At 41.9% G+C, this 23,260-nt stretch carries 21 protein-coding genes and 1 other annotated feature; all 21 genes read right to left on the bottom strand.

The features are described 5' to 3' along the window. Nucleotides 1–57: 57 nt before the first annotated feature. The gene (gene ileS, locus AC20OE_RS12675; protein WP_059377073.1) at nt 58–2,823 is read right to left on the bottom strand and encodes an isoleucine--tRNA ligase; all 2,766 of its coding nucleotides are present in this window, start codon (nt 2,821–2,823) and stop codon (nt 58–60) included. Between the two features lie 59 nt (nt 2,824–2,882). Further along, nucleotides 2,883–3,119, bottom strand: a binding site (T-box leader). A gap of 59 nt (nt 3,120–3,178) precedes the next feature. Beyond that, nucleotides 3,179–3,673 (bottom strand): DivIVA domain-containing protein, encoded by a 495-nt coding sequence (locus tag AC20OE_RS12670; RefSeq protein ID WP_008344947.1) that lies wholly within the window; start codon nt 3,671–3,673, stop codon nt 3,179–3,181. A 26-nt stretch (nt 3,674–3,699) separates the two neighbouring features. Further along, nucleotides 3,700–4,476: a YlmH family RNA-binding protein gene (locus AC20OE_RS12665; RefSeq protein WP_059377071.1), complete on the bottom strand. Its 777-nt coding sequence runs from the start codon at nt 4,474–4,476 to the stop codon at nt 3,700–3,702. A gap of 53 nt (nt 4,477–4,529) precedes the next feature. Beyond that, complete coding sequence (locus tag AC20OE_RS12660) at nt 4,530–4,811, bottom strand: YggT family protein (protein WP_059377070.1); 282 nt, start codon at nt 4,809–4,811, stop codon at nt 4,530–4,532. A gap of 6 nt (nt 4,812–4,817) precedes the next feature. Next, nucleotides 4,818–5,276: a cell division protein SepF gene (gene sepF, locus AC20OE_RS12655; protein ID WP_003212271.1), complete on the bottom strand. Its 459-nt coding sequence runs from the start codon at nt 5,274–5,276 to the stop codon at nt 4,818–4,820. A gap of 1 nt (nt 5,277) precedes the next feature. After that, nucleotides 5,278–5,967 (bottom strand): YggS family pyridoxal phosphate-dependent enzyme, encoded by a 690-nt coding sequence (locus AC20OE_RS12650; RefSeq protein ID WP_039183105.1) that lies wholly within the window; start codon nt 5,965–5,967, stop codon nt 5,278–5,280. Nucleotides 5,968–5,973: 6 nt separating this feature from the next. Beyond that, nucleotides 5,974–6,837: a peptidoglycan editing factor PgeF gene (gene pgeF / locus AC20OE_RS12645; protein WP_039178375.1), complete on the bottom strand. Its 864-nt coding sequence runs from the start codon at nt 6,835–6,837 to the stop codon at nt 5,974–5,976. Between the two features lie 211 nt (nt 6,838–7,048). After that, nucleotides 7,049–7,285: a YlmC/YmxH family sporulation protein gene (locus AC20OE_RS12640; RefSeq protein WP_008344958.1), complete on the bottom strand. Its 237-nt coding sequence runs from the start codon at nt 7,283–7,285 to the stop codon at nt 7,049–7,051. Nucleotides 7,286–7,364: 79 nt separating this feature from the next. Next, the gene (locus AC20OE_RS12635; RefSeq protein ID WP_039178373.1) at nt 7,365–8,141 is read right to left on the bottom strand and encodes an ABC transporter ATP-binding protein; all 777 of its coding nucleotides are present in this window, start codon (nt 8,139–8,141) and stop codon (nt 7,365–7,367) included. A 130-nt stretch (nt 8,142–8,271) separates the two neighbouring features. Then, nucleotides 8,272–8,628, bottom strand: coding sequence for a PTS glucitol/sorbitol transporter subunit IIA (locus tag AC20OE_RS12630; RefSeq protein ID WP_007499733.1), 357 nt, complete (start codon nt 8,626–8,628; stop codon nt 8,272–8,274). 26 nt (nt 8,629–8,654) lie between these two features. Next, nucleotides 8,655–9,665 carry a PTS glucitol/sorbitol transporter subunit IIB gene (gene srlE / locus AC20OE_RS12625; RefSeq protein ID WP_024426936.1) on the bottom strand — a complete coding sequence of 337 codons (1,011 nt, stop codon included), beginning with the start codon at nt 9,663–9,665 and terminating at the stop codon, nt 8,655–8,657. Between the two features lie 13 nt (nt 9,666–9,678). Further along, complete coding sequence (srlA, locus tag AC20OE_RS12620; protein ID WP_003210918.1) at nt 9,679–10,209, bottom strand: PTS glucitol/sorbitol transporter subunit IIC; 531 nt, start codon at nt 10,207–10,209, stop codon at nt 9,679–9,681. 18 nt (nt 10,210–10,227) lie between these two features. Continuing rightward, entirely contained in the window at nt 10,228–10,659 is a 432-nt protein-coding gene (locus AC20OE_RS12615; protein WP_039178369.1) for a transcriptional regulator GutM, read from the bottom strand. Nucleotides 10,660–10,671: 12 nt separating this feature from the next. Next, complete coding sequence (locus AC20OE_RS12610; protein WP_039178366.1) at nt 10,672–11,916, bottom strand: NAD(P)H-dependent oxidoreductase; 1,245 nt, start codon at nt 11,914–11,916, stop codon at nt 10,672–10,674. A gap of 244 nt (nt 11,917–12,160) precedes the next feature. Further along, nucleotides 12,161–13,099 carry a sugar-binding transcriptional regulator gene (locus tag AC20OE_RS12605; RefSeq protein ID WP_039178363.1) on the bottom strand — a complete coding sequence of 313 codons (939 nt, stop codon included), beginning with the start codon at nt 13,097–13,099 and terminating at the stop codon, nt 12,161–12,163. Between the two features lie 151 nt (nt 13,100–13,250). Further along, the gene (sigG, locus tag AC20OE_RS12600; RefSeq protein ID WP_024424250.1) at nt 13,251–14,030 is read right to left on the bottom strand and encodes an RNA polymerase sporulation sigma factor SigG; all 780 of its coding nucleotides are present in this window, start codon (nt 14,028–14,030) and stop codon (nt 13,251–13,253) included. 143 nt (nt 14,031–14,173) lie between these two features. Next, nucleotides 14,174–14,893 carry an RNA polymerase sporulation sigma factor SigE gene (gene sigE, locus AC20OE_RS12595; protein WP_007499746.1) on the bottom strand — a complete coding sequence of 240 codons (720 nt, stop codon included), beginning with the start codon at nt 14,891–14,893 and terminating at the stop codon, nt 14,174–14,176. A gap of 58 nt (nt 14,894–14,951) precedes the next feature. After that, on the bottom strand, nt 14,952–15,881 hold the full coding sequence (gene spoIIGA / locus AC20OE_RS12590) for a sigma-E processing peptidase SpoIIGA (RefSeq protein WP_039178359.1): 930 nt from the start codon (nt 15,879–15,881) through the stop codon (nt 14,952–14,954). A 250-nt stretch (nt 15,882–16,131) separates the two neighbouring features. Then, a complete protein-coding gene (locus AC20OE_RS12585; protein WP_099663236.1) occupies nt 16,132–20,448 on the bottom strand; it encodes a S8 family peptidase in 4,317 nt (1,438 codons plus the stop codon). Nucleotides 20,449–20,750: 302 nt separating this feature from the next. Beyond that, the gene (gene ftsZ, locus AC20OE_RS12580) at nt 20,751–21,896 is read right to left on the bottom strand and encodes a cell division protein FtsZ (protein ID WP_024424252.1); all 1,146 of its coding nucleotides are present in this window, start codon (nt 21,894–21,896) and stop codon (nt 20,751–20,753) included. Nucleotides 21,897–21,929: 33 nt separating this feature from the next. After that, nucleotides 21,930–23,252 carry a cell division protein FtsA gene (ftsA, locus tag AC20OE_RS12575; protein ID WP_039178353.1) on the bottom strand — a complete coding sequence of 441 codons (1,323 nt, stop codon included), beginning with the start codon at nt 23,250–23,252 and terminating at the stop codon, nt 21,930–21,932. Nucleotides 23,253–23,260 lie beyond the last annotated feature (8 nt).

Here is a 23,260-nt window from a genome sequence, read left to right as displayed (position 1 = left end):
CTCAAAAAAGAAAACGCCCCGCATATGACGGGGCGCCAGCTTGTGATTATCGCACTGTTAATTTTGGTAATATTTCTCCACGATTTCAGCATTTTTCAGCGACAATGTTGGGTATTTCGGATTTGCACCAACATCTTTTGAAATAATGCGGGAACGTTCGCACAGTTCTCCTTCTGCTTTTTGAACCACAATTCTTCCTGATGTATATTCAGGCGCCGATGTATCTGCATGCTGCTTATCCTCTACCGTTAATTCAGAGATGATAAAGAGCTGCTTCACATCTTCTTTAATGGATGCAAGAAGGTTTTTCACTTCGTCTGTCGCATAAAGCGTCACACTTGCTTCAAGTGAACGTCCGATGACTTTCTCGTTACGCGCAATCTCCAGCGCTTTTAGCACATCGTCACGTACCTCCATAAAGTGGTCAAACTTCGCTTCTGTCGCTTCAGCTTGAGGAACTGCCACACCTTCTGGCATATCTGTTAACTGAACACTTGGCTCTTCAACAAAGCTTAAGTGGCTCCATAATTCATCTGCTGTATGCGGAAGAATTGGTGCAGTCAGCTTCACCAATGCCATTAATGTTTCGTAGAAGACAGTCTGCATGCTGCGGCGGTCTGGATGATCCGCATGCTCAATGTAGACGACATCCTTTGCAAAATCGAGATAGAAAGAGCTGAGCTCAATCGTACAGAAATTGTGAATCGCATGATAGACGACCGCAAATTCGTAATCATCATAAGCTTTTTTCACTTTATCAATCAATTTGTTTAATTTGATCAAGATGTATTGATCCACTTCGCGAAGCTCTTCTACTGGCACAGCATTTACTGCTGGATCAAAGTCAAATAGGTTTCCATGCAGGAAGCGGAAGGTGTTACGAATTTTACGATAGACTTCTGCTACTTGTTTCAAAATATCATCAGACACTGGATGATCGGCTTGATAGTTGACAGAAGATACCCAAAGTCTAAGAATTTCTGCACCGAGCTGCTTCGCAACCTTCGTTGGGTCAATCGTGTTACCTAATGATTTACTCATCTTACGTCCTTCTTTATCAAGCGTAAAGCCGTGGCTTAGGACACCTTTATACGGCGCTTTTCCAGTGACAGCAACTGCTGTTGATAAAGAGGAGTTAAACCAGCCGCGATATTGGTCAGAGCCTTCAAGGTATAGATCTGCCGGACGGACTAGGTCATCTCTTTCTTCTAAAACGGCTTGGTGAGAAGAACCGGAATCAAACCATACATCCATGATGTCCTGCTCTTTAGTGAATTCACCATTCGGGCTGCCTGGATGTGTAAAGCCTTCTGGCAATAGCTCTTTCGCTTCTTTTTCAAACCAAATATTCGAGCCATGCTCTCTAAATAATTGAGATACATGCTGGATGGTTTCGTCTGTGATGATCGGCTCACCATTTTCTGCATAAAACACCGGAATTGGAACGCCCCATACACGCTGTCTTGAAATGCACCAGTCACCTCTGTCACGCACCATATTGAACAGGCGTGTTTCACCCCATGCTGGAACCCATTTCGTTTCTTTAATATTGTCTAATAACGCTTCTCTAAAATCTTTAATGGATGCAAACCACTGAGCTGTCGCACGATAAATCGTTGGTTTTTTCGTTCTCCAGTCATGCGGATAGGAGTGCGTGATAAAGTCGAGCTTTTTCAGCGCGCCTTTTGCTTCAAGCTGTTCTGTGATGGCTTTATTGGCATCCTCGTAGAATAGTCCTTCAAAACCAGGTGCCTCATCTGTCATCACACCTTTTTCATCTACTGGACAGAGCACATCAAGACCGTATTTCATACCGACAATAAAGTCATCTTCCCCGTGGCCTGGTGCAGTGTGAACACAGCCTGTTCCCGCATCAGTTGTCACGTGATCGCCAAGCATCACAAGAGAATCTCTACCATAGATTGGATGCTCTGCAACGATGTTGTCTAATTCTTTTCCTTTTAGCGTTTTGACCACTTCATACTCTTCAAAGCCGAGTGTTTTTACTACTTGTTCAACAAGTTCAGATGCAACGACATAACGCTCATCACCGACTTGAAGAACACTGTACTCTAAGTTCGGATGAACACAAATGCCAAGGTTTGCAGGAAGCGTCCAAGGTGTTGTTGTCCAGATAATGAATTGTTCGCCGTTTTCAAGAACGCCTTTTCCATCTTTTACTTTAAACGAAACGTAAATCGATGGTGAACGTTTGTCTTTATATTCAATTTCGGCTTCAGCAAGAGCTGATTCACTTGAAGGAGACCAGTTAACTGGCTTTAATCCTTTATAGATATAGCCTCTCTTCGCCATTTCACCAAAGACAAGAATTTGCTGCGCTTCATATTCAGGCTTTAATGTGACATATGGATTGTCCCAGTCTGCTCTGACGCCTAAGCGTTTAAACTGGCTGCGCTGACCTTCAATTTGCTTCCAAGCATACTCCTCGCATAGTTTGCGGAATTCTGCTGTAGACATTTCTTTGCGCTTTACTTTTTTATTTTTAGTAAGAGCTGTTTCAATTGGCAGCCCGTGTGTATCCCAGCCTGGTACGTACGGAGCATGGTATCCGTTCATTGATTTAAAACGGACGATAAAATCTTTTAGGATTTTATTGAGTGCATGCCCCATATGAATGTCACCATTCGCATATGGAGGCCCATCATGCAAAATAAACGTTGGGCGTCCTTTTGTCCGCTCTAAAACCATTTGATAGATGTCTTTCTCTGCCCACTCCTCTTGGATTTCAGGCTCTTTGTTCGGCAAATTCCCTCTCATCGGGAATTCTGTTTTCGGCATTAATAAGGTGTCTTTGTAGTTCATACCCATTCCTCCACATGCAAATTCTGATTAAAAAACAATAAAAAAAGCCCTCTCATCCCATAAGGGACGAGAAGGCTTGTCTCGCGGTACCACCCTTTTAGACAAGCGCTATTTAAGCAGCCGCTTATCCACTCTAAAATCGTAACGTGATCAGACGCCTTTTCTTACTGTTTTTTCAGAAAAGGAACTAAAGGGGTGATCTCATTGCAGCGTCTCGTAATGTCAGGCTTCCACCATCCCTGATTCGCTTAATTACGCATGTGACAGCTGCGAGTGTCCCTTTCAAACGTTTATCTCTTGTTAATTTATGATGGTATTATATGCAACATGAGCACGTCATGTCAAGATGATGCGCTTATTCTTTTTCGTCAAAGACAGCGTCCACTTCATATTCCAGTAAATGATCCCAATCGTCATTTTTCAGAAGATCAAGCTGCGCTTCGATGAGCATTTGGAAACGAGTTCTAAAGACCTTCGATTGTTTCTTCAGCTCTTCAATTTCCATTGCAATCTTTCTTGATTTTGACAGCGCTTCGTTGATAATTCGGTCAGCATTTTTCTCTGCTTCACGAATAATCAATTTTGCTTCTTTATCAGAATGACGCTTAACGTCTTCTGCTGCTTCCTGCGCCACAAGAATCGATTTGTTTAATGTCTCTTCAATTGTGGCAAAATGACCTAGTCTTTCGTCAAGCTCGTTTACTTTGTCTTCAAGCTCGTTCTTTTTACGGAGTACGATCTCGTAGTCTTTACGTACTTGGCTTAAAAACTCGTTTACTTCGTCTTCGTCATAGCCGCGAAAGCTTTTTGTGAACGTTTTATTATGAATATCATTAGGTGTTAATGGCAACCTCGCCACCTCCAGATTCAAGTTCGTTATGTCATAAGCTCAAATGTTACTTTGAATTTATCTTTTTTGGTCTTCCCATCAATCGTTTTGAGGCTAAAGCGGCCAAATCCCCGAACAGAGAGCTGATCGCCTTCACCGATTGTAAAGGAAGGGTCCTCAGTGACTTTCCAATTGACTTTGACAAGTCCATTTTTGACTAAAAGCTGTGCTTTTTGCCGAGACTGACGGCTGACAGCAGCACATACAGCATCAAGCCGAAGTGAAGAGATGGTATCTTCTTTGATATCAGTCTTCGTCATCACTGGCTTTATTTCTGCCTGCGTGATTTCCTCTAATGAAACGGAGGCTCTGCCGACATGTGTCAGCTGCGCCCGCACAAAATCAGCGACATCACTTGTACAAATAAACTGCACATCTTCCTCTGAAAATAATAGATCTCCGAATTTTTGACGCTTCAAGCCTGTCCCAATCAATGAGCCGAGAAGCTTCGGGTGTTCTAGTGAAATAAACTTTTTCGCATAGTTCACCTGAAAAAATGACAGCTCAACATCTTCAATAGAAGGTTCTAAATAATCAGGATAAATGAGAGCTCTTTTGCGCTCCGCTCCCGCATACCCGCCAAAAAACATGATCCCAAGTTCTTCAGCATGCTGTATGACGGACTCGGTAATAAATTGCTCACGCGGATCAAGGAAGTCTGTTAATTTCATTCGATATTGGTCGAGTGCGATTTTTTTCCAGCCTAACACTTGGTCGACAAATGGCTGTTCGTCTTTTCTAAAATGCTGATAGATATCGCTCATTTTGTTCCCCTCTTATGTAAAAGAGCCTGGCAGTGCCAAGCCCGGCAGCCTGTTTACATGAAGCGCACAATCATATTGTAAAGACCAGTTAGTCCATATGATGATGCAAAACGAATTACAAGCAATGCCACAATCGGCGAGATGTCAATCATACCGATTGGCGGAATAATTTTACGAAATGGTTCTAAATACGGTTCGCATATATTTGTCAGAAAACGGCCAACTACAGTTTCTCTTGCAGATGGCACCCATGACATAAAGATGTAAATAATAATCGCGAATGAGTAAATCGTTAATACAGTCTGTAAAAGCTGGAAAATGTAATATAGAATCACTATAATTTACCACCTCTGAGGTTCTTCCTCTGTCAATAGCTCTGATATTGTGCCAGATACATCTACATTATCAGGTGTGCAGAGGAATATATTCGAGCCAATACGCTGAATGTCTCCACCGATTGCATAAACGGTTCCGCTTAAGAAGTCAATGATTCGCTTTGCTTGATCATGCTGAATGCGCTGCAAATTCACGACGACTGCACGTCTGTTTTTAATATGGTCTGCAATCTCCTGCGCTTCTGCATAAACACGCGGCTCACTTAACACCACTTTAGAGGATTTCTGCACGCTTTGCAAGCTGACAACATTTTGTTTTCCTGTCTGCGGGCGCTCTTGAAATGCTGCTTTGTCCTTCGTTCCTTTTTCTTCTTGAACGGGTTCTCTTTCTTCATCAATATATTCGTACTCATACTCTTCATCGTCGAGAGTGAAAAAGCTTTTAAACTTATTTTTTATGCTCATGTCACGCACCTCCTGTTTCATTTCCAACAAGTGAAGAGCCAATCCGAACGAATGTCGCACCTTCTTCAATTGCGATTTCAAAATCATTTGACATGCCCATCGATAAATGCTGACAAGGTGCATTTACTTGGTTAAGATGTTTTACTTCTTCTTGAAGGTTTTTTAATGCTTTAAAACAGTTGCGAATCACAGTGTGATCCTCTGTAAATGGAGCCATCGTCATCAGTCCTGCAATTTCAATCTGTTTGAAATCAGCGAGCTGCTTCACAAATGGAATGACGTCTTCACTTTTCAAGCCGTGTTTTGACTCCTCAAGTGATGTGTTCACTTGTACAAAACAGCGAACTGTGTGATCCGCTCTTTTTTCAATTTCATTCGCAAGAGACATCCTGTCGAGCGAATGTAAGTAGTCAATTGTCTGAATGACTGATTTCACTTTTCGTGTTTGTAAACTGCCGATAAAGTGCCAGTTAATGTTTTCATCGGTTATGGCCGCCTGCTTTTCAAGTAACCCTTGGTCTCGATTTTCACCAAAGTGCACAATCCCTGCTTCCTTGGCTTCTAGTGCTCGTTCAATCGAGACATATTTTGTCACAGCGACGACTGATACATCTGCTGGTTGTCTACCGGCTCTTTTACATGCTTCGTTTATTTGTTCATTTATTTGTCTGAGATTCTCTCGTACATTCAATTGCACTTATGCCTCCTTAAACCCGACAAAAGACATCATACGTCCTGTTTTCCCTTGATCACGCCGGTGTGAGAAGAAAAGCTGATCATTGCAGCTTGTGCACATCGAACTGACATGTATGTTTTCTTCTTTTATTCCTGCATGAAGCAATACGTTTTTGTTTAGTGTTTTCAAATCAATTTTATATTGTCCTTGTGAAATCTCGGAATACACATCCTCTGTTGAAAAAGGAAGCTGTTTCACTTGATCCATGACGACGTCATCGACTATGTAGCAGCAGCTGCCAATGGATGGTCCAATGACGACTTGAATCTGATCGACCTTGGCACCTTCTTGGCTGACCCATACATCAACCATCTTTGCACCAATTTGCTTGACGGTTCCTTTCCAGCCGGCATGAGCCGTTCCAATTAATCCGTTTTGCGGAGCTAGAAAATAAAGCGGAACACAATCAGCGAAACAAAGAGCGAGCATCATGTTCGTCTCAGACGTATATAAACCGTCTGTACCTGGCAGTGCCTCATCATAATGAAGACTTCCTCTTCCTCTTTGCTCCTTGGTGACTTTCAGGATGCGATCCTCGTGTGTTTGGTCTGCAAACACCCAATCAGAGAGCGGCACAGCAGCAGCATCTGCTATGACTTGACGATTCATTTGAACACTAGAAGCATCATCTCCTACATGGAGTCCAGTGTTCAATGATTGATATGGAGTAAGGCTGAAGCCGCCATTTTTTGTTGTAAATCCGGCCAATACCTCTTTACCAGAACATGTCATGTTCGTCCAATCATGAATGGTCATTGCATATGGTGATTTCTGCTGAAAGGGGTCATATTTGTGTGTCAAAGCTGCCTCCCACCTTTCATTCATCTCTCTTTATTTCGCTCCTATTTTACCACAAGACATACATAGACAGTTAGTGGGATTCATTAAATATTACACTCAAATGTGCCCTTTCTGCAGGTTTTTTTTCAAATTGATATGAAAACGTAATCTTTTTACCCGAAAAAGACATTGTTTGCTAAGAATGAAGAGTTTATTTTAAGGAAAAATTGAATGATTCATTGAGGAGTTATACGAATTAAGAAGACAAGCGGACAAGTATCACATCTTCGCCAATTTTTACTATATTTCGCCATGGGACAATCATTTCCTCTTCTTTTCCGAAAAATCCCATCATTTTACCTGTGCCGCCAATAATAATCGCTTGGATTTTGCCGCTTGTGACATTAATATCAATGTCCCCAATGGTACCTAGTTTTTTCCCGCTGGATACATCGACGACATCCTTGATTTGGAATTCAGAAATGCTGATCATCTGTCCTTCCCCGCCTTTCGTTTTCTACTATAATATGTATGATGGAAAAGCAGGGACGCAGACCAATAGTTTCTTTCATCTACAATTTACTTAAATGCGGACGGCCATTTCTCCACATGACATCTACCGGACATTCAAAAAAAGAAGAAAGCAGGCCGCTTGTCATCATCTCTTTTGTTTCTCCTTGATCAAAAACAGATCCATTTTTTAATAATAAGGTATGCTGAAAAACAGGCAGAATCTCCTCTGCATGATGGGTCGTATAGAGCAAAGTAGGCGCATCAGGTTTTGCTGCAATCAATGAGATGGTCTCGAGCACTTGCTCTCTTGCTAGAAAATCAAGACCCGTCACAGGTTCATCTAAAATCAAGAGCTGCGGATCATTCATTAAAGCCCTCGCAATCAAGACTTTTTGCTTCTCTCCCTGTGAGAGTGTTTCATAAGTTCTGTTGGCATATTTGAATGAACCGAATGCTTTTAATAGATCAATGGCTTTCTCTCTCATTTCATCTGTCGGGGTTTCATAAAGCCCGATAGAAGCAAATGCGCCGCTCAGCACAATTTCAAAAGCATTGTCGTCTCTGTGCAATTTCTTTTCAAGTCCTGCTGAGATGAGTCCAATTTTCCTCCTGAGCTTTTCACCAAGAGCCTCCTTGCCAAAGACATGTCCCAGCACTGTCATTTCGCCTGACGTGGGGAAATAATAAGAGCAAAGCATATTTAATAAAGCGGTTTTCCCCGCACCATTTAAACCGTAAAGTACCCAGTGTTCCTGCTTGTTCACCTGCCAGTCAATAGACTCAAGCAGCCATTTCCCATTTCGTTTTAATGAAACATTCTTCAATTCAAGTGACACGATAACTTCCTCCTGAGTAAAAATTCTGAATATACAAATAATGAATGTTTACAGCATATCGCAAATGCTCTTTCTGGTAAACCTCATGTAAAAAAGCTGCTCCTTTTTAGGAACAGCTTTTTTTACATGGTTACGAAATTTCAATTCGTACGCCTTCTTTTATATCAGGAAACGTGTGCGGGGATGCAAATACAGCTCCTGGTAATACATCATCAAACGGCTCTTGGAAGTAAATCGAAATATGACCGAGCTCTTTAAAGTTGTCATTTGCTTTATTGCCGAGGGCTGTGATCGTGTACGTTTGATCGCCCACTTGAATGGTTCCGCCCAGCTTCAGCGGCTCTTCTTCTAGATGTTCGAACTCATGAATGACAGACATATCTCTTAATTCCTGCGGCGCTGCGGGTCCAAATAATACAATCAGCTTATCTTCTTTAAATTGCGGGACTAAGATCCCAATTTCTTTTACGACAGATTGTGTTACCATGTATCTCGATTCCTCCTTTAATACGTTTAATACATACCGAAGCTAGCAACGTATGCGATCACAACAGATAGAACCCCTGTAATGAGACGACTATACAATACAGCTGGTACCCCATATTGTACCGTTTCCGGCTTCGCTTCACCAAGTGACAGCCCCACTGGAATAAAATCACACCCTACTTGACCGTTGATGGCAAATAGTGCAGGAAGTGCAAATTGAGGCGGAATGTTTCCTAGTGCGATTTGACTACCAATCAGTACACCGATGACTTGGGCAATGACTGCTCCAGGTCCTAAGACAGGTGATAGGAACGGCAATGTACAGACCACTACGAGCAGTAAGAGCCCCCAAAGAGATCCTGCCAAAGGTGATAGAAAATGGGCAATCAGGTCACCAATTTTTGTATAATTGATAATTCCAATTAACATACTGACAAATGCCATGAATGGAATAATGTTTTTCAAAAGCATATCAACAGAATCACGGCCAGCCTGGTAGAACGTACCGGTGACTTTCCCAATTCCACGCGAGAATCTCATCAGGAAATTGCCTTTTTCCTGCCGCTCGATATTTTCCTCTTTCAGCTTTGCATACGTCTCTTTGAAATTCTCTTTGTCAATCGACTCACTGTTTTCCTGACCTTCTGCTTTTGCCTCACCATCAGATGCTTCTGCATAGGAAATATCTTTTTCTGTTACGCCTGATACGAAGATATCTTCTGTAATATGTTTAGCAAGCGGTCCAGAAGGAGAGGATGCCAAAACGTCTACAGTAGGAATGCGTTTCATTGGATAAAGTCCGATTCGCGCTGTTCCTCCGCAGTCAATGACAACACACATCATTTCATCTTCTGGTATGGAGTTTTTAAAGCCGTCACATGCTTCTGTCCCTGTCATTTCTGCAATTTTACGTGCAACTGGGTGAATGCCTCCACCTGTAATGGAAACAACCTTTCTTCTTTTACCAGTTGGTTCAAGCTCTAAGCCTTCTCCCCATCCGCCAGCACCTTTTGCAACAAATACTTTGTGGTTTGTCATGTCTAACCCTCCCCTATTGTGAATTCGCTTTCATTTTTCCTGCTAAATATTTTGTAATCCATTCAGTAATGATTCCGCGTAGTAAAATGACGACGATCCCGACTAAGAAGTAACGAACAGCAAGCTCTGACATTGAATATCCAGCTTCTTTAATCCCGTTCGCAATTCCTAAGTAGACAAATAGTTCTCCTGCATTGGCATACGGGAACAGTGATGTCACCGGATGAACAAATGAAACAGCTGAATCATAGAATGCTGGTTTTTGTTTTTCAGGTAAGAAGCGGCCAAACGTATAAGCCATTGGGTTTGTCAAAATAAGAACGGATAAGATCGGCATTAACGTGTAGCGCAAAATGGTATACTTCGCTGCAAACTGAATGGCTCTATTCACTCGCTCTTCTCCAATAAATTTCATGACAGCATAAGTGAAAGTAAGTAACACAACAAGCGTTGGAACGATACCTGTAACAAGACCCATGAATTGCTTTCCGCCGGCTTCAAACATTCCGATAAAGTGCTCTCCAAACCATTGAATCCATTCCATGTTTCATCTCCCCTTTCTTTAGTTCACATTTGTTATATTTTTTTTCGAAATCGAGACAAGTGCCTGCTCAGCCGCCATGGATAGTGCTTGCATGACAGCTGGCGTCTTTTTACGTTTTTTCAATGTTTTCTTCATCATGTGGTGCTCGTCCAGCACAGCCCCTACATGCTTTCCTTCATATGAAGGAACTTCTTTAAATTTAGATAAGATCGACACGCCGCCAAGCACATGACATTTTTGAATGATATACGATTCATCCACAATGATGAGCGCAATGGCCCCAGGGCCAACTTTGCGCCGTTCCATTCCTGAAAATAAGTGATATCCCTGTTTCCCTCTGTAGTCATCAATTAGTGAGTCCATGCTTTTGCGGTAATACTTGATCTGAATAAAAGATAATCCATACTGCACGATGAGAATGATACAAAGTACGATTGCTAATTTTTCCATAGCTTCACGTCCTTATGATTGAAATAAGTGATCTTGTAATGAACGCAGCTTCCAAACGGTTGTGTTTGAATCAAGCTCTACATCATCATGAGTGAGGAACTGTCCTAATTTGATGTCTTTTTTCGCTACGACTTTTCCGCTGATTAAGCCAATCGGAATATGACCGTTCGATTTCATGTCTTGATGCGTTTCAAGTACACCTCTTACGGAGTATCCGCCAATTCCGTCAAGTGATTCTCCTGCTTGAATATCTCTTTTCGCTACAGCAACTGTTTCTGACACTGGTACACCAATCGGGTGGATCGATGAGTCATGCTGTAAGACCGCTTTTGCGATGGTAACAGGTGTTTCAAGACTTGCTAAGTGGAAAGGACGGTAAAGTGTGTAGTGTGGACCTTTTCCAACTTTTAAGTAACGAAGCTCTTCATCTACTGGCTCAAGATCACTCTTGACGATAACGAATACGCCTGGTGCTAGCCCATTTACATATTCAACGACTCCGAAGTTATCGAGCACGCCGCCTTGTTGTTTTTGATTCAATTTATCTGCTACATTCTCTAAATTTGCTTCGACTCCGTGCATACCGACTTTATCTGGCAAAAGCCCTGTCGCGTTACTTAATAAGTTCATTTCTGCCATTGTTTTTGTTCCGTCTTGGAAGGCAGCGAGCATATGTGCACTCATATGTTTACTATCTGCTTCTGCTTTACACGTATCTGGATTTGCTTCTGGGAAGAATGGGTTGTTCTTGCCTTTCCCAGCAACGAGCACCTCAAGTCCCATTGTTTTCGCAAATTCATATAATTCTAGTGTTGCTGCCGGTTCGTCACCAGCTGATCCAGAGTAAACAAGTCCTGCATTTGTGAATAATTTATGCATCACCAAACCGATGGTAATATCAACTTCTACATTTAAAAGAACGAGATGTTTTTTTGAATTAAGCGCTTCCAAAGAAATGTTTGCTCCGACTTCTGGAACACCTGTTGCATCTACAACTACTTCCACAAAATCTGATTGAATCACTTCTCTATAATCATTTGTGACGACCATTTGATGCGGCTTCGCATGCTGCTTGTAAAAATTCGCTGCCTTCTCTGCTGCACTAAGGTGAATATCACAAACACCTGCTACAATCATGCCTGGAATTTTAGAAATTTGTGAAATGAGTCCAAAGCCCATTTGGCCTGCCCCAATAATTCCTACTTTGATTGGATCTCCACTGCGTTCTCGAGCTAACAATTGTTGATAGATTGACATCTAAATCATCCTTTCAGGTTTTCTTGCTTCTCGGGTAGATTGCTAGAAAAATAATCTGAAACTTTTAACAAATGTTATAAAAATTAACAAAAATCTGTTTCTTGTAACATTTGTTATTTTATTTATCATTTGTTATGAACTTAGTTTATATGATGTGTCAACTTTGTGTCAAGCTAAAATCGATAAAATTTTCAATCTTTTTGAGTCTAAAGACTCAAAAAAACTACCTAATATGATTAGGTAGTTACTTTAACAAGGCATCTCCTGTTCGTTCATCCGTAATTAATACATGAATTAATCCACCTTCTAATGCTGCCCGGATCGCTTCAATTTTCTCTTCGCCTCCAGCGACACCAATGACTAGCGGGATTTCCTTCAGCTTTTGCGGGCTTATGCCCATTACCCGGTCGTTCCACGGGTGGGGATACACTTCCCCTTGATGATCAATAAAGTTATAGCAAATGTCACCCGCCACATCCTTCGCTTGAAGAATATCCTCCTCACCGCTTGTCATATAAGATTTCACCATCGTTGAATGCTGCGGAACCCCGCCAATTCCGACAACCGCAATATTTGATGATTCTCCTAGTTTAATCACTTTTTTGATTGATGGCTGCCGGATTAGTACGTCCTTCGCTTCTTTCGTATCAAGCATAACAGGCACATGTAAAAACTCACATTTAGATTTGAGTGCTTCTGTGCACCTTGCAATAATATAGTTGGCGTGGATATCAACATCTTCGTTTCCCACACCCCCGACAAGCGGAACAAATGTCACGGATGGAAAGTGCTGAACTGACGTAAGCGCTTTCGCCATTTCATGCAAAGTGGTTCCTGAGGAAAAACCGATAACTTGTCCATCCTTTATTACTTTTAACAAAAAGCCTGCCGCTGCAGCGCCGATTCGGCTTTTGGTTGTTTCTTGGCTGAGCGTTTCCACACAGACGACTTCTCGCAGCCCATATTTCCGCTCTATTTTTCTTTCTAATGATCCATATTGTTGATTCACTTCATCATGAATAATGATTTCCACGATTCCTGCTTCACGTGCTTTTGCCAAATATTTCGATATGAGCGAACGGCTAACCCCAACAGCTTCTGCTATTTTAGATTGAGTGGCGCCTTCTTCATAATACATATGCGCAACCTTTATGAGCAGCCTTCTTTCATCATGGAATGTCATAATAACCCTTCTTTCCGCTTAAGTGTTCCCTAACAAATGATATCTAAAATAACATTTGTTAAAAACAGATTAAATGAAAAAAATAACAGAGTCAATACTAGAGACGTGCTCTCTCACAAGAATGAAAAAAGCCGCACATGAAGCGGCGGCTTTAAAAGATATTTTTATTCATTTGTTTGATGGCTGCTTTTTCAAGTCTTGAGACTTGTGCTTGAGAAATCCCGATCTCTTCAGCGACTTCCATTTGCGTTTTTCCCTGGAAGAAACGTTTGCGGAGAATCATTTTTTCTCGATCATTCAATCGGCGCATTCCCTCTTTTAAGGCTAATTCCTCTACCCATTGTGTGTCTTTGTTCCGATCATCACTAATTTGATCCATCACATAAATCGGATCTCCTCCGTCATTATAAATCGGTTCAAACAAAGAAACAGGATCTTGAATCGCATCTAGGGCAAAGACAATTTCCTCATGAGGCACTTCCAGCACTTTGGCAATGTCTTCTGCCGTTGGCTCCTTGCTTGTCTCACTAATCAGCCTCTCACGGACCTGAAGCGCTTTATAGGCAATATCTCTTAGTGAACGAGACACCCGAATCGGGTTGTTATCACGCAAGTATCGACGGATTTCTCCTATGATCATAGGGACCGCATAAGTTGAAAATCTGACATTGTGGCTTAAATCAAAATTATCAATTGATTTCATTAATCCGATACAGCCTACTTGGAAGAGATCATCCACATACTCGCCTCTGTTGTTAAAACGCTGAATCACACTTAAAACCAACCGCAAATTGCCATTGACTAGCTTTTCTCTTGCTGTATCGTCACCTTCATCTTGCAGCTGTCTGAACAATTTTCTCATCTCTTCGTTTTTCAGAACAGGCAGTTTGGAGGTGTCGACTCCGCAGATTTCCACTTTATTTCTGGACACTTTTTTCCCTCCCTACAGGAGCTGTTGTACAAAGTTCAGTATCTCCTTGGGATGGAAAAATATGCACGAGTGATGATGAGAATCATGAGAAAAGAAGTTGATTCCTTTGACAGCAAAGGGACAGAGCTTTCAAAAAAATTTTTTTAGACCATTTTGTTAAATTCTTTTTGTAATCGTTTAATAATTCTTTTTTCAAGCCTCGAAATATACGATTGAGAAATTCCTAGCATGTCAGCGACATCTTTTTGGGTTTTTTCTTCGCCGCCGACCAAACCGAACCTGAGCTCCATGATCTGCTTTTCGCGGTCATTTAATTGCTCCAGCGCTTTTTTCAAAAGTTTTTTATCTACATTTGCTTCAATATCCCGCGTGATAATATCATCATCTGTTCCAAGGACGTCTGATAAAAGCAGTTCATTTCCGTCCCAATCAATATTGAGCGGCTCATCAAACGACACTTCTGAACGAATTTTATTATTCCGGCGCAAATACATCAAAATCTCATTTTCAATACATCTCGAAGCATATGTCGCGAGCTTGATCTTTTTTTCTGGGTTAAATGTATTGACCGCCTTAATCAGGCCAATGGTTCCAATACTAATTAAATCCTCTATATTAATCCCTGTGTTTTCAAATTTTCTTGCGATGTAGACCACCAACCGCAAATTTCTTTCGATCAGGATGGCTCTTGCTGTTTGATCACCTTTTGGTAATTTGACAAGCAGTTCCTGCTCTTCATCCTTTGATAATGGCGGCGGCAGCGCCTCACTACCACCAATATAATAAATCTCATCACTCTTTAGACCTAGCTTCATGAGGAGTTTATACCAGTAGTAAGTGAGTTTAAATTTTAATTTTTTCATCTTCTTCTCCCTTCTAAATGTCAAGTTGACCTCGTAAGATAAAAGACATCACCAAAACTTAAGACACCCCTTGGATGATTTTTCCGTCTAACATATCTGGATGAATGATGGATTGAAATTCCTGATCTGCTGATAAACCGCTTAGACTCATGCCTACAAAACACTTGGCTGGCTGGATCATATGTGTTTTTGAATAAATGATGACCGTATCTGGTTTTAAGCATAGAAGAAACCCGTGATCATGACCGACCGCTCGATATGGAACAAGTCTTAAACGATCAAGAAGCGGAAATCGATCATCTAGCTTTTGCATCACTTCAACAGGATGAGACTGCTTCATAAGCTCTATAAAAGGCTCTCCGCAAATGGACATGAGCTGATCGGCCTGAACAATCATCACAGGTGTTTTCGTCATAGGATCATACAGCTGATTGCCAGAATCGACGAGTCCCTTTAGCCGGATGGTCTCTCCGTGAATGTGTATCTCCACAAGTACTTGTTCATCAAACTGTCTTTTTTTCGCACCGACCTCTCCTAATCTTTTCTTTGAAAAGAGCCAAATCGCAGGAAAGCCAGTTAAAACGAAAAGCCAGCTAATGGGATCACCAAATCCATCATTTTGTGAAATCAGCAGCCCGTTTTGAATAACAGTATTGGTTTGTAAAAACGAATGAACCCCGATCATGCCTCCTCCCATCAAAAATGTGACAAAGTAAAAAGCAAACAGGTTTTGAAAAAAGGAACGAAATCTTTGAAATCCAAAAGTTGCAAGCACGATCAAGACAGAAAAAAGCAGTTTGCCTAGAGGGTGTGACACAAACATTGCAAATGGTGTAAAGAGCAAGAGAACAATGCTCGATCCAATCAGAGCTCCTAACATATATCGCCTTTTTTTTACTTGTCGTTTGAGAATAAATGCAGTGAGTAAGAGAAGCAATAGATCAAAACAAAAGTTTAACAGCCAAATCACATCTAAATAAATGACCACCTTCTGCTCCTTTCATCTGAAACAAAGAATCAAAAGCAGTACTTGCACTTGTTTGTACCAGTATAAAACAGCCATGAGATGGAAGTCTGTCAATTCTTGTTGGGGATGATAGAGAACTTTTGGTGGATTGTTATTGTTTTTGTCGAGGAATGAGAGCGTAAAGCAAGGGAGTGTGCTCCTGGACAAGCCTTCAAACAATTGTTCGAAATGAAAAAGACACACTCCTAGGAGTCGTGCCTTTTTTCAAGGATTATTTTTCATTGATATTTAATGTGCCTGGAGCCTTTTGTCGTGTGACATTTCCATAATCATCCCGCACAATCACTTCAATGACTGCACCTTTTGCTTTGGCAGTAGAGGTAGCTGTCCAGTAGCCTTCATATGTTCCGTTAGCTACCTCGCGAAGCGGCAGCTCTGTTGTATTTTGCAGCTTTGATCTAGCATTTGTCAGCGGCATATGAATGACAAACGTTGCGTCTAACTTTTCTCTGCTGTGAAATGAAATTTTAACAGACTCACCTGATGATAGATTGACATTCTCTGCTGGGGTCAGCTTCGAAATTTCAGGTGCTTCGTATTGAACATCGATATCGACTTTTTTAGTCGTTTTGTTTCCTGCTGCATCTTTCGCTGTTACTTTGATCGTATTTTTCCCGTTTTCAAGCAGTATTCTTGCAGTATATTTCCCATCTTTTATTGCTGCCTTTTTTCCATCCACAGTGACTTGATCAAGATGATCATCCGTTACCTTTCCTTCTACAGTGAGAGATTCTTTGTTAGACTTTTCCCCTTTTTTCGGTGTATCTATCGTTAACGCTGGGGCTGTTTGATCAATGATCACCTTTACTGATTTGGATTTTTTCGTTGCGCCTTTATCCGTAACAGTAGCAGCCGTGAATACATGCTCTCCGCTTGACACTGTGACCTTCTCTTTGAAAACACCTGACTGGTCTGCTTTTACTTTGGCAATCTCTTCATCATTTTGATAGATCGCTACATCAAGCCCTGGAGAGGCTTTTCCTTCAATCTCCAGTTCATCTTTGTTCGTGACCGTTCCTGCTTTTGGAGACGTTATTTCTGGTACATCTGCTTCATATTGGACAAGCGCACGAATCATATAATTTCCCTCTTCTTTTGGAGAAGGAGAAAAGGCACCGCTTGTCAGCTGCCAACTTCTTTCAGCATTTGGTCCATCTTCATCTGTTGCAAGGCCTGGAGATTCCGTATTCTTTTTCGTTTGAATATAGACAAGGTAGAAATCTCCCTCCACCGTAATGGCTTGATCTTCTAAATCTACTTTTGTCCATTCACCATTGCGCAGCGCATTCGCTTTGAAAGGTCCAGCGACTTTCTCACCTGGAGCGCCGTCCTTCCCGGATGCATCATACACTTCAACCGCAAATTCATTCCCGCCAGGGGCTGGCCACTCTGTTGTCCAGAAACGGAAAAGCCCACCTGTGACTTGCGCTTGTTTCTTCCCCTTTTCTAATGAAAATTTCACCGCCCAGCCATTGCCAGGATCATAGAACGCCCGCGCATTTTCAGCTGTTCCGTCATCGTAGCCAATTTCGCCAGCAAAACCGATGAATGGTTCAAGCTTAATTGCTTTTTCAAGCGGCTTTTCTGTCACATCCGCTGTAAACGAATATCCTTTAAACCCTTTCGCAAATACTTTGACTGTATACACACCGCTCAATGCCTCTAGAGAAAACTCGCCAGATTCATCTGTTTTGACCGGCTCAATTTTCGCATCTTCTACAAGATAAACCGTGGCATCCTTGACTTTTTCACCCGTTGTTTCGTTTACAATTGTGCCGGAGATCGTTCGTTTCTCAAGTGGCTGCAAAGAGAAATTCGCCTCTGCCGTGTCATTTGAGGAAATATTGACTTTTTGGGTGCGTGATTCAAATCCATATGCTTCAGCTTTCACTGTAAACTCCCCTGCACCATGAGAAAGCTGATATCTCCCTGTCGCTTCATCTGTGTACGTGGACTTGCCGCTTTCAAGAACACTGATTTCTGCCTTCATCGGAAGAGCTTTGATAGACGGAGCATCTAAGCTTTTTTCCTTTTTCATCTGGACATGTTTTTCTTTTATTTTAGCAGGCTTTGCCCTTTTCGGATCAACGGGTTTCTTCTGCTCCTGTGCTGGCTTTTCTTTTTTGATGATGCCAAGTTGTTTCTTTGCCTTTTGAGGCAAGGCTTCATCTGTTATTTTCACATCATCTAAATAAAAACCGTCTTTTGTCACACTGCCATCCGTTCTAAGCTGAAAAATAACCCTCACGTTTTGACCTTTGTAGGCAGATAAATCAACTTCTCCTTTTGTCCATGCACTTGTTTTACCTGTATAGGCTGCCACCTGGACAGCATCTTCCCCCTCAGGCTGCACATGAATATGCACATAGTCATAATTTGCTTCAAGGTCATGCCAGTATTGATATTGTAAAAAGGAAGAGCCTGACTCAGGTACAGCAATCATCGGCATAGATAAATGAGCATCTGTTGAATTTTCATAAGGACTGTCTAGGTTTGTGGCGTAAACATGATCTCCAGTAAAGGCTTGTTTCGGACCTGTGGTCGGCTTTCCCCACTGCCAAGGATCTTTTGTTCCACCACTGAACCATCCACTAGGCCACGCTTCAAAATCTTGCGAGTAGCCAGTCGTGATGGATGTTTTAATCGGAAGCGTATACGGTTCTGATGCGGCTTCATTTTCTCCAAAATCTTTCACAATCCATCGGTACGTGACGTTCTCTCCCTCAAGTTCTGGCAGCTGGACAACATATGTCCCCTTTAAATGATTTCCATCCGTACGTTTTGCTTGCAGCGTCTCCCTTTTCCCTTGATCCACTTGATAGCTCAAGGAGACATTTGTCACAGCTACTTCATCTTCGGCTGTGATGCTTAGAGGAGTTGGCGTAGAGGCAAAAATTTCATTCGGTCCTTTATGAGAAAAAACAGGTGGTTCTGTATCTTCTCCTTCTTTTGTTACCTGTCCTTCAATCTTGCCAATTCCATCTGTTAATGCTGTGATCGCCTCTCTTGCATCAACTAATCCTGCCCCATAGCCATTGTTAGGGGATTCCGGGAATTGCTGATCTGTCAGCGGCTTTGCAGTATCAATGAGAATTTCTTCGATCTCTTCCACAGACAGATCTGACTGTACTTGGCGAAGAAGAGCCACAACAGCTGAAACATGCGGACCTGCCATCGAGGTTCCATTCCAGCCATCCTCATACCCTTTTCCAGGTATAGAAGAACGAATGTTTACCCCTGGGGCCGCAATATCTGGTTTCATGACGCCATATGGAGAGGGACCTTGCAAAGAGAAAGAACCCAATTTGTTGTTTTGATCTGTTGCACCCGTCGCAAAGGCTTCTGGATAGTTCGCAGGATTTGCAATAGATCCCTCACCGCCAGGGTTAAATAAATCCGTATTACCAGCTGAAAACTCTGGGAAGATGTCTGCCGCTCTCCAAGCATTGACCACATCTTTATACCAATCATCAAGACCAGGCCCGCCGCCCCAAGAATTATTCACTACGTCAGGTGCCTTTTCCGGATGAGGGTTCCCATTTTCATCTTTTGGGGCTAAAATCCATTCACCTGCGTCAAGCAGATCAGCATCTGATCCACCATCTTCTGAGAAAGCTTTCACCGCAATCCATTTTGCACCTGGTGCGACGCCAATTTGATTCTCTCCATTTGGCTCAGAGCCAACCATCGTTCCCGTCACATGTGTACCATGCTCTAAATCATCGTATGGCGTTTCAGAACCTGTCGTTGCATCGTACCAATTGAATTCATGTGAAGGTTCATTCGGACGTGCAGGATCAAATCCGCGGTACTTTTCTTTTAATGCAGGATGATCCCATTCCACACCTGTATCAATACTTGCCACAACGGTACCAGTACCGTCATAGCCTAAAGCCCATGCTTCTGGGGCATGAACTTGAGAAATATTCCACTCGATTCCATCTGCTGCTTTGATTTGTTTGTTCGGCTTTGAAGTCTTCAAATCAACAGGACGATGAATTTGACGGATTTCATTTGGCAGCACTTGATCTACTTCTGGGAAGGAAGCAACCTTTTCCATGACTTCTTTCGTTCCCGTCACAGCGAGACCATTCACAATATAGTACGAATGAATATCCTTCACTTGCTTTTTCTTTTGTGCCTTTTGTAAATAAGCAAGCAGCGCTTCCTGCGTCTCTTCAGATGTTGCTCTTAGTTCTGATACAACAGCTGATCTTTTTGTGTACTGCGTTTTAGCAGCTGTTAACTTCTGTTTTTTTGCTTTTGACACAGCATCCTTCGCCACTTTTTTGACATTTGTTTGTTCCTTCATTTTGACTAAAAAGGTCACCTTGTCTTCTTGTTGAAACTGTTTCATTAACCTAGATGAGATCTTGGCTTTTGTTTTCTTGGAGGAAACAGCTTCCTCTTGATATGAGGTAGAAGTCGATTTTGCTTGAACCATCCCAAAGCTTGTCATCGTTAAAGTACCAATCACCAAAAGACTCATCAAACGATAGCCGGCGGTTTTGTGAAACTTCACTTTCAATCAAATCCCTCCTCCTCAAATGGTCAAACAGAGTGCGGGTCTCACTCCTCCCTTTCCTTTGTTCATGACAAGATTCATGGTGTTCTATTTAATGTAGTCAAATAAAGATCATCATTTTGTCGCTTTTTGTAATAGGATTTAAAAATGATTCTTTTTACTTAATCACTCTAAGCCAAAATACACATGTTGAATGAAGTGACCCAGACACATTCAAGACTTTTTATTCAGAAGAGATGCTGGTTTCTTTATATATGAGACATGAAAAAATCCCCTTCCAATGGAAGGGGATGAGTAATACTTGATTAGCGTTTATTACGATTGCGCAAGAACGTTGGGATATCCAGCGTATCATCGCTTGATTGTGTATTTTGTCTCGGCTGAGATGATGGCTGCTGATGCTCCTCACGTTTCACTTCACGCTTTTGAGGAATGGATTGATTTTGCTTTAATCCTTGTCCTAATGGATTTCTTTGTGGTTTTGTCACCTCTGGCTCTTGCTCAATAAATCCAGTTGCGATCACGGTTACCACAATTTCATCCTTCAAGTTATCATTAATGACAGACCCGAAAATCATGTTTACATCTTCGTCAGATGCAGAAGCAACAATGTCCGCTGCTTCTTGTACCTCATAAAGGCTTAGGTTCGTACCACCAGTAATATTCATGATGACACCTTGTGCACCATCGATTGCCGTTTCCAGAAGCGGTGAAGAAATAGCTTTCTTCGCAGCTTCAGCAGCACGATTTTCACCTGTTGCGACACCAATACCCATAAGAGCAGAACCTTTATTGGACATGATCGTTTTCACGTCAGCAAAGTCAAGGTTGATTAAACCTGGTGTAGCAATAAGATCTGAGATCCCTTGAACACCTTGTCGTAGTACGTTATCTGCTGCACGGAATGCTTCAAGCATTGGCGTGTTTTTATCAACAATTTCAAGCAAGCGATCGTTTGGAATCACAATTAATGTGTCAACTGCTTCTTTCATAGAAGCAATTCCTTCTACTGCTTGAAGCTGACGTTTTCTTCCTTCAAATGTGAAAGGACGAGTCACGACTCCAACTGTCAATGCACCAGAATCTTTTGCGATTTTTGCAATGACAGGTGCAGCACCCGTACCAGTTCCACCGCCCATACCAGCAGTAACAAAGACCATGTCTGCGCCTTTTAATACTTCTTCAATCTGTTCTTTGCTTTCCTCAGCAGCTTTTTTACCGACTTCAGGATTCGCACCTGCTCCAAGCCCTCTTGTCAGCTTAGCACCGATTTGCATTTTCGTTTCTGCTTTTGATAGATTTAACGCCTGTGCATCTGTATTAACTGCAATGAAATCGACACCTTGTACGTCATTTTCGATCATTCGGTTGACAGCGTTATTTCCGCCTCCACCTACTCCGATTACTTTAATTGATGCTAGGCCGTCTATATTTGTTTCAAACTCCAACATGCTGAATCCTCCTAATCCGTCGAAAATCTAATTCTATTCCCAGAACATATTAAATAGTTTTTTCATTTTGCCCGGTTTTTTATTTGTCTCTTCTTGTGCTTTTTGTTTTACTTTCGGTCTTGGCTGCGCTTCTTTTACTTGTGGTGCAGAAGAAACCGGCTCCATGGATGCGCCTACTTCATGAAACGCCTCATCCGGCATTTGGAATCCAACCTGTCTGCCCTGAATCTTTGCATTGCGATAAGCAAAGTGGATCAGACCCACTCCTGTCATATACTGAGGTTCTCTCACCCCAATATAATTCGGACTTGCAATTCTAACATTGTTTTGCAAGACCGTTTGTGCAAGAGAAAGGATACCTGGTATAGCTGCCTGTCCACCTGTTAGAACGAATCCGCCAGGCAAATCATGGACACCCATATTTCTTAATTCCTCTGCCACAAAGAGCAAGATTTCTTCCAGCCGAGCTTCGATGATATTGGCCGCTTCAAGCTGTGTATACGTCTGTTTCTGATCGGTACCGATGACAGAAACTTCAAATGTTTCATCAGACGATGCCTCATCATAAAACGCATGTCCAAATTGTTTTTTGATTCGTTCAGCTTCTTCAGTAGAAGTTCTAAGTCCTATAGACAAATCTTTTGTAATGTTCTCTCCGCCCAAAGGGATACTGTGAGTAGAATAGAGATGCCCGTTTTCAAATACGGAAATCGTTGTAGATCCGCCGCCAATATCAACGAGAGCTACCCCTAGATTTTTTTCATCTTTCGATAATGCTGCTGAGCCCGATGCGAGCGGCTGCAAGCAAATATCCATAATTTCAATTCCAGCTCTCTCTACACATCGGAGCCAGTTATGTAGAATCGTTTTAGAACCTGTAATTAACGATCCATCCACCTCTAGCCGAACACCAAGCATTTTTTTCGGATCAGTGATCTCATCTCTTCCGTCGACGATAAATTGCCTCGGGATGACGTCTACGACGAGATGTTCTTGAGGAATAGATACTACCTGTGCAGCATCTAAGACACGTCTCACATCTTCAGCATGTATTTCTTTGTTTTCACTAGATACTGCGACCACGCCGCTCGTATTCTGAATATGAATGTGGTTTCCGTTAATTCCGACAATCGCCTTTTGTAAAGGAAAACCTACCATTCTTTCAGCCTGTTCAAATGCTTGTCTAATAGAATGAACTGTCTCATCTATATCAACAATCGATCCTTTTTTTAACCCTTCTGAAGGGACATTTCCAACACCTATAATGTTAAGCGAATCATCCGCCATTTCTCCGACGATGACTTTAATATTGGATGTACCGATGTCAAGGCTGACGTAAATTTCATTGTTGTTCATTCTATGGC

It is taken from the genome of Bacillus sp. SRI_025, assembly GCF_057592095.1.
This window is presented reverse-complemented; position numbering and strand designations above follow the sequence as displayed.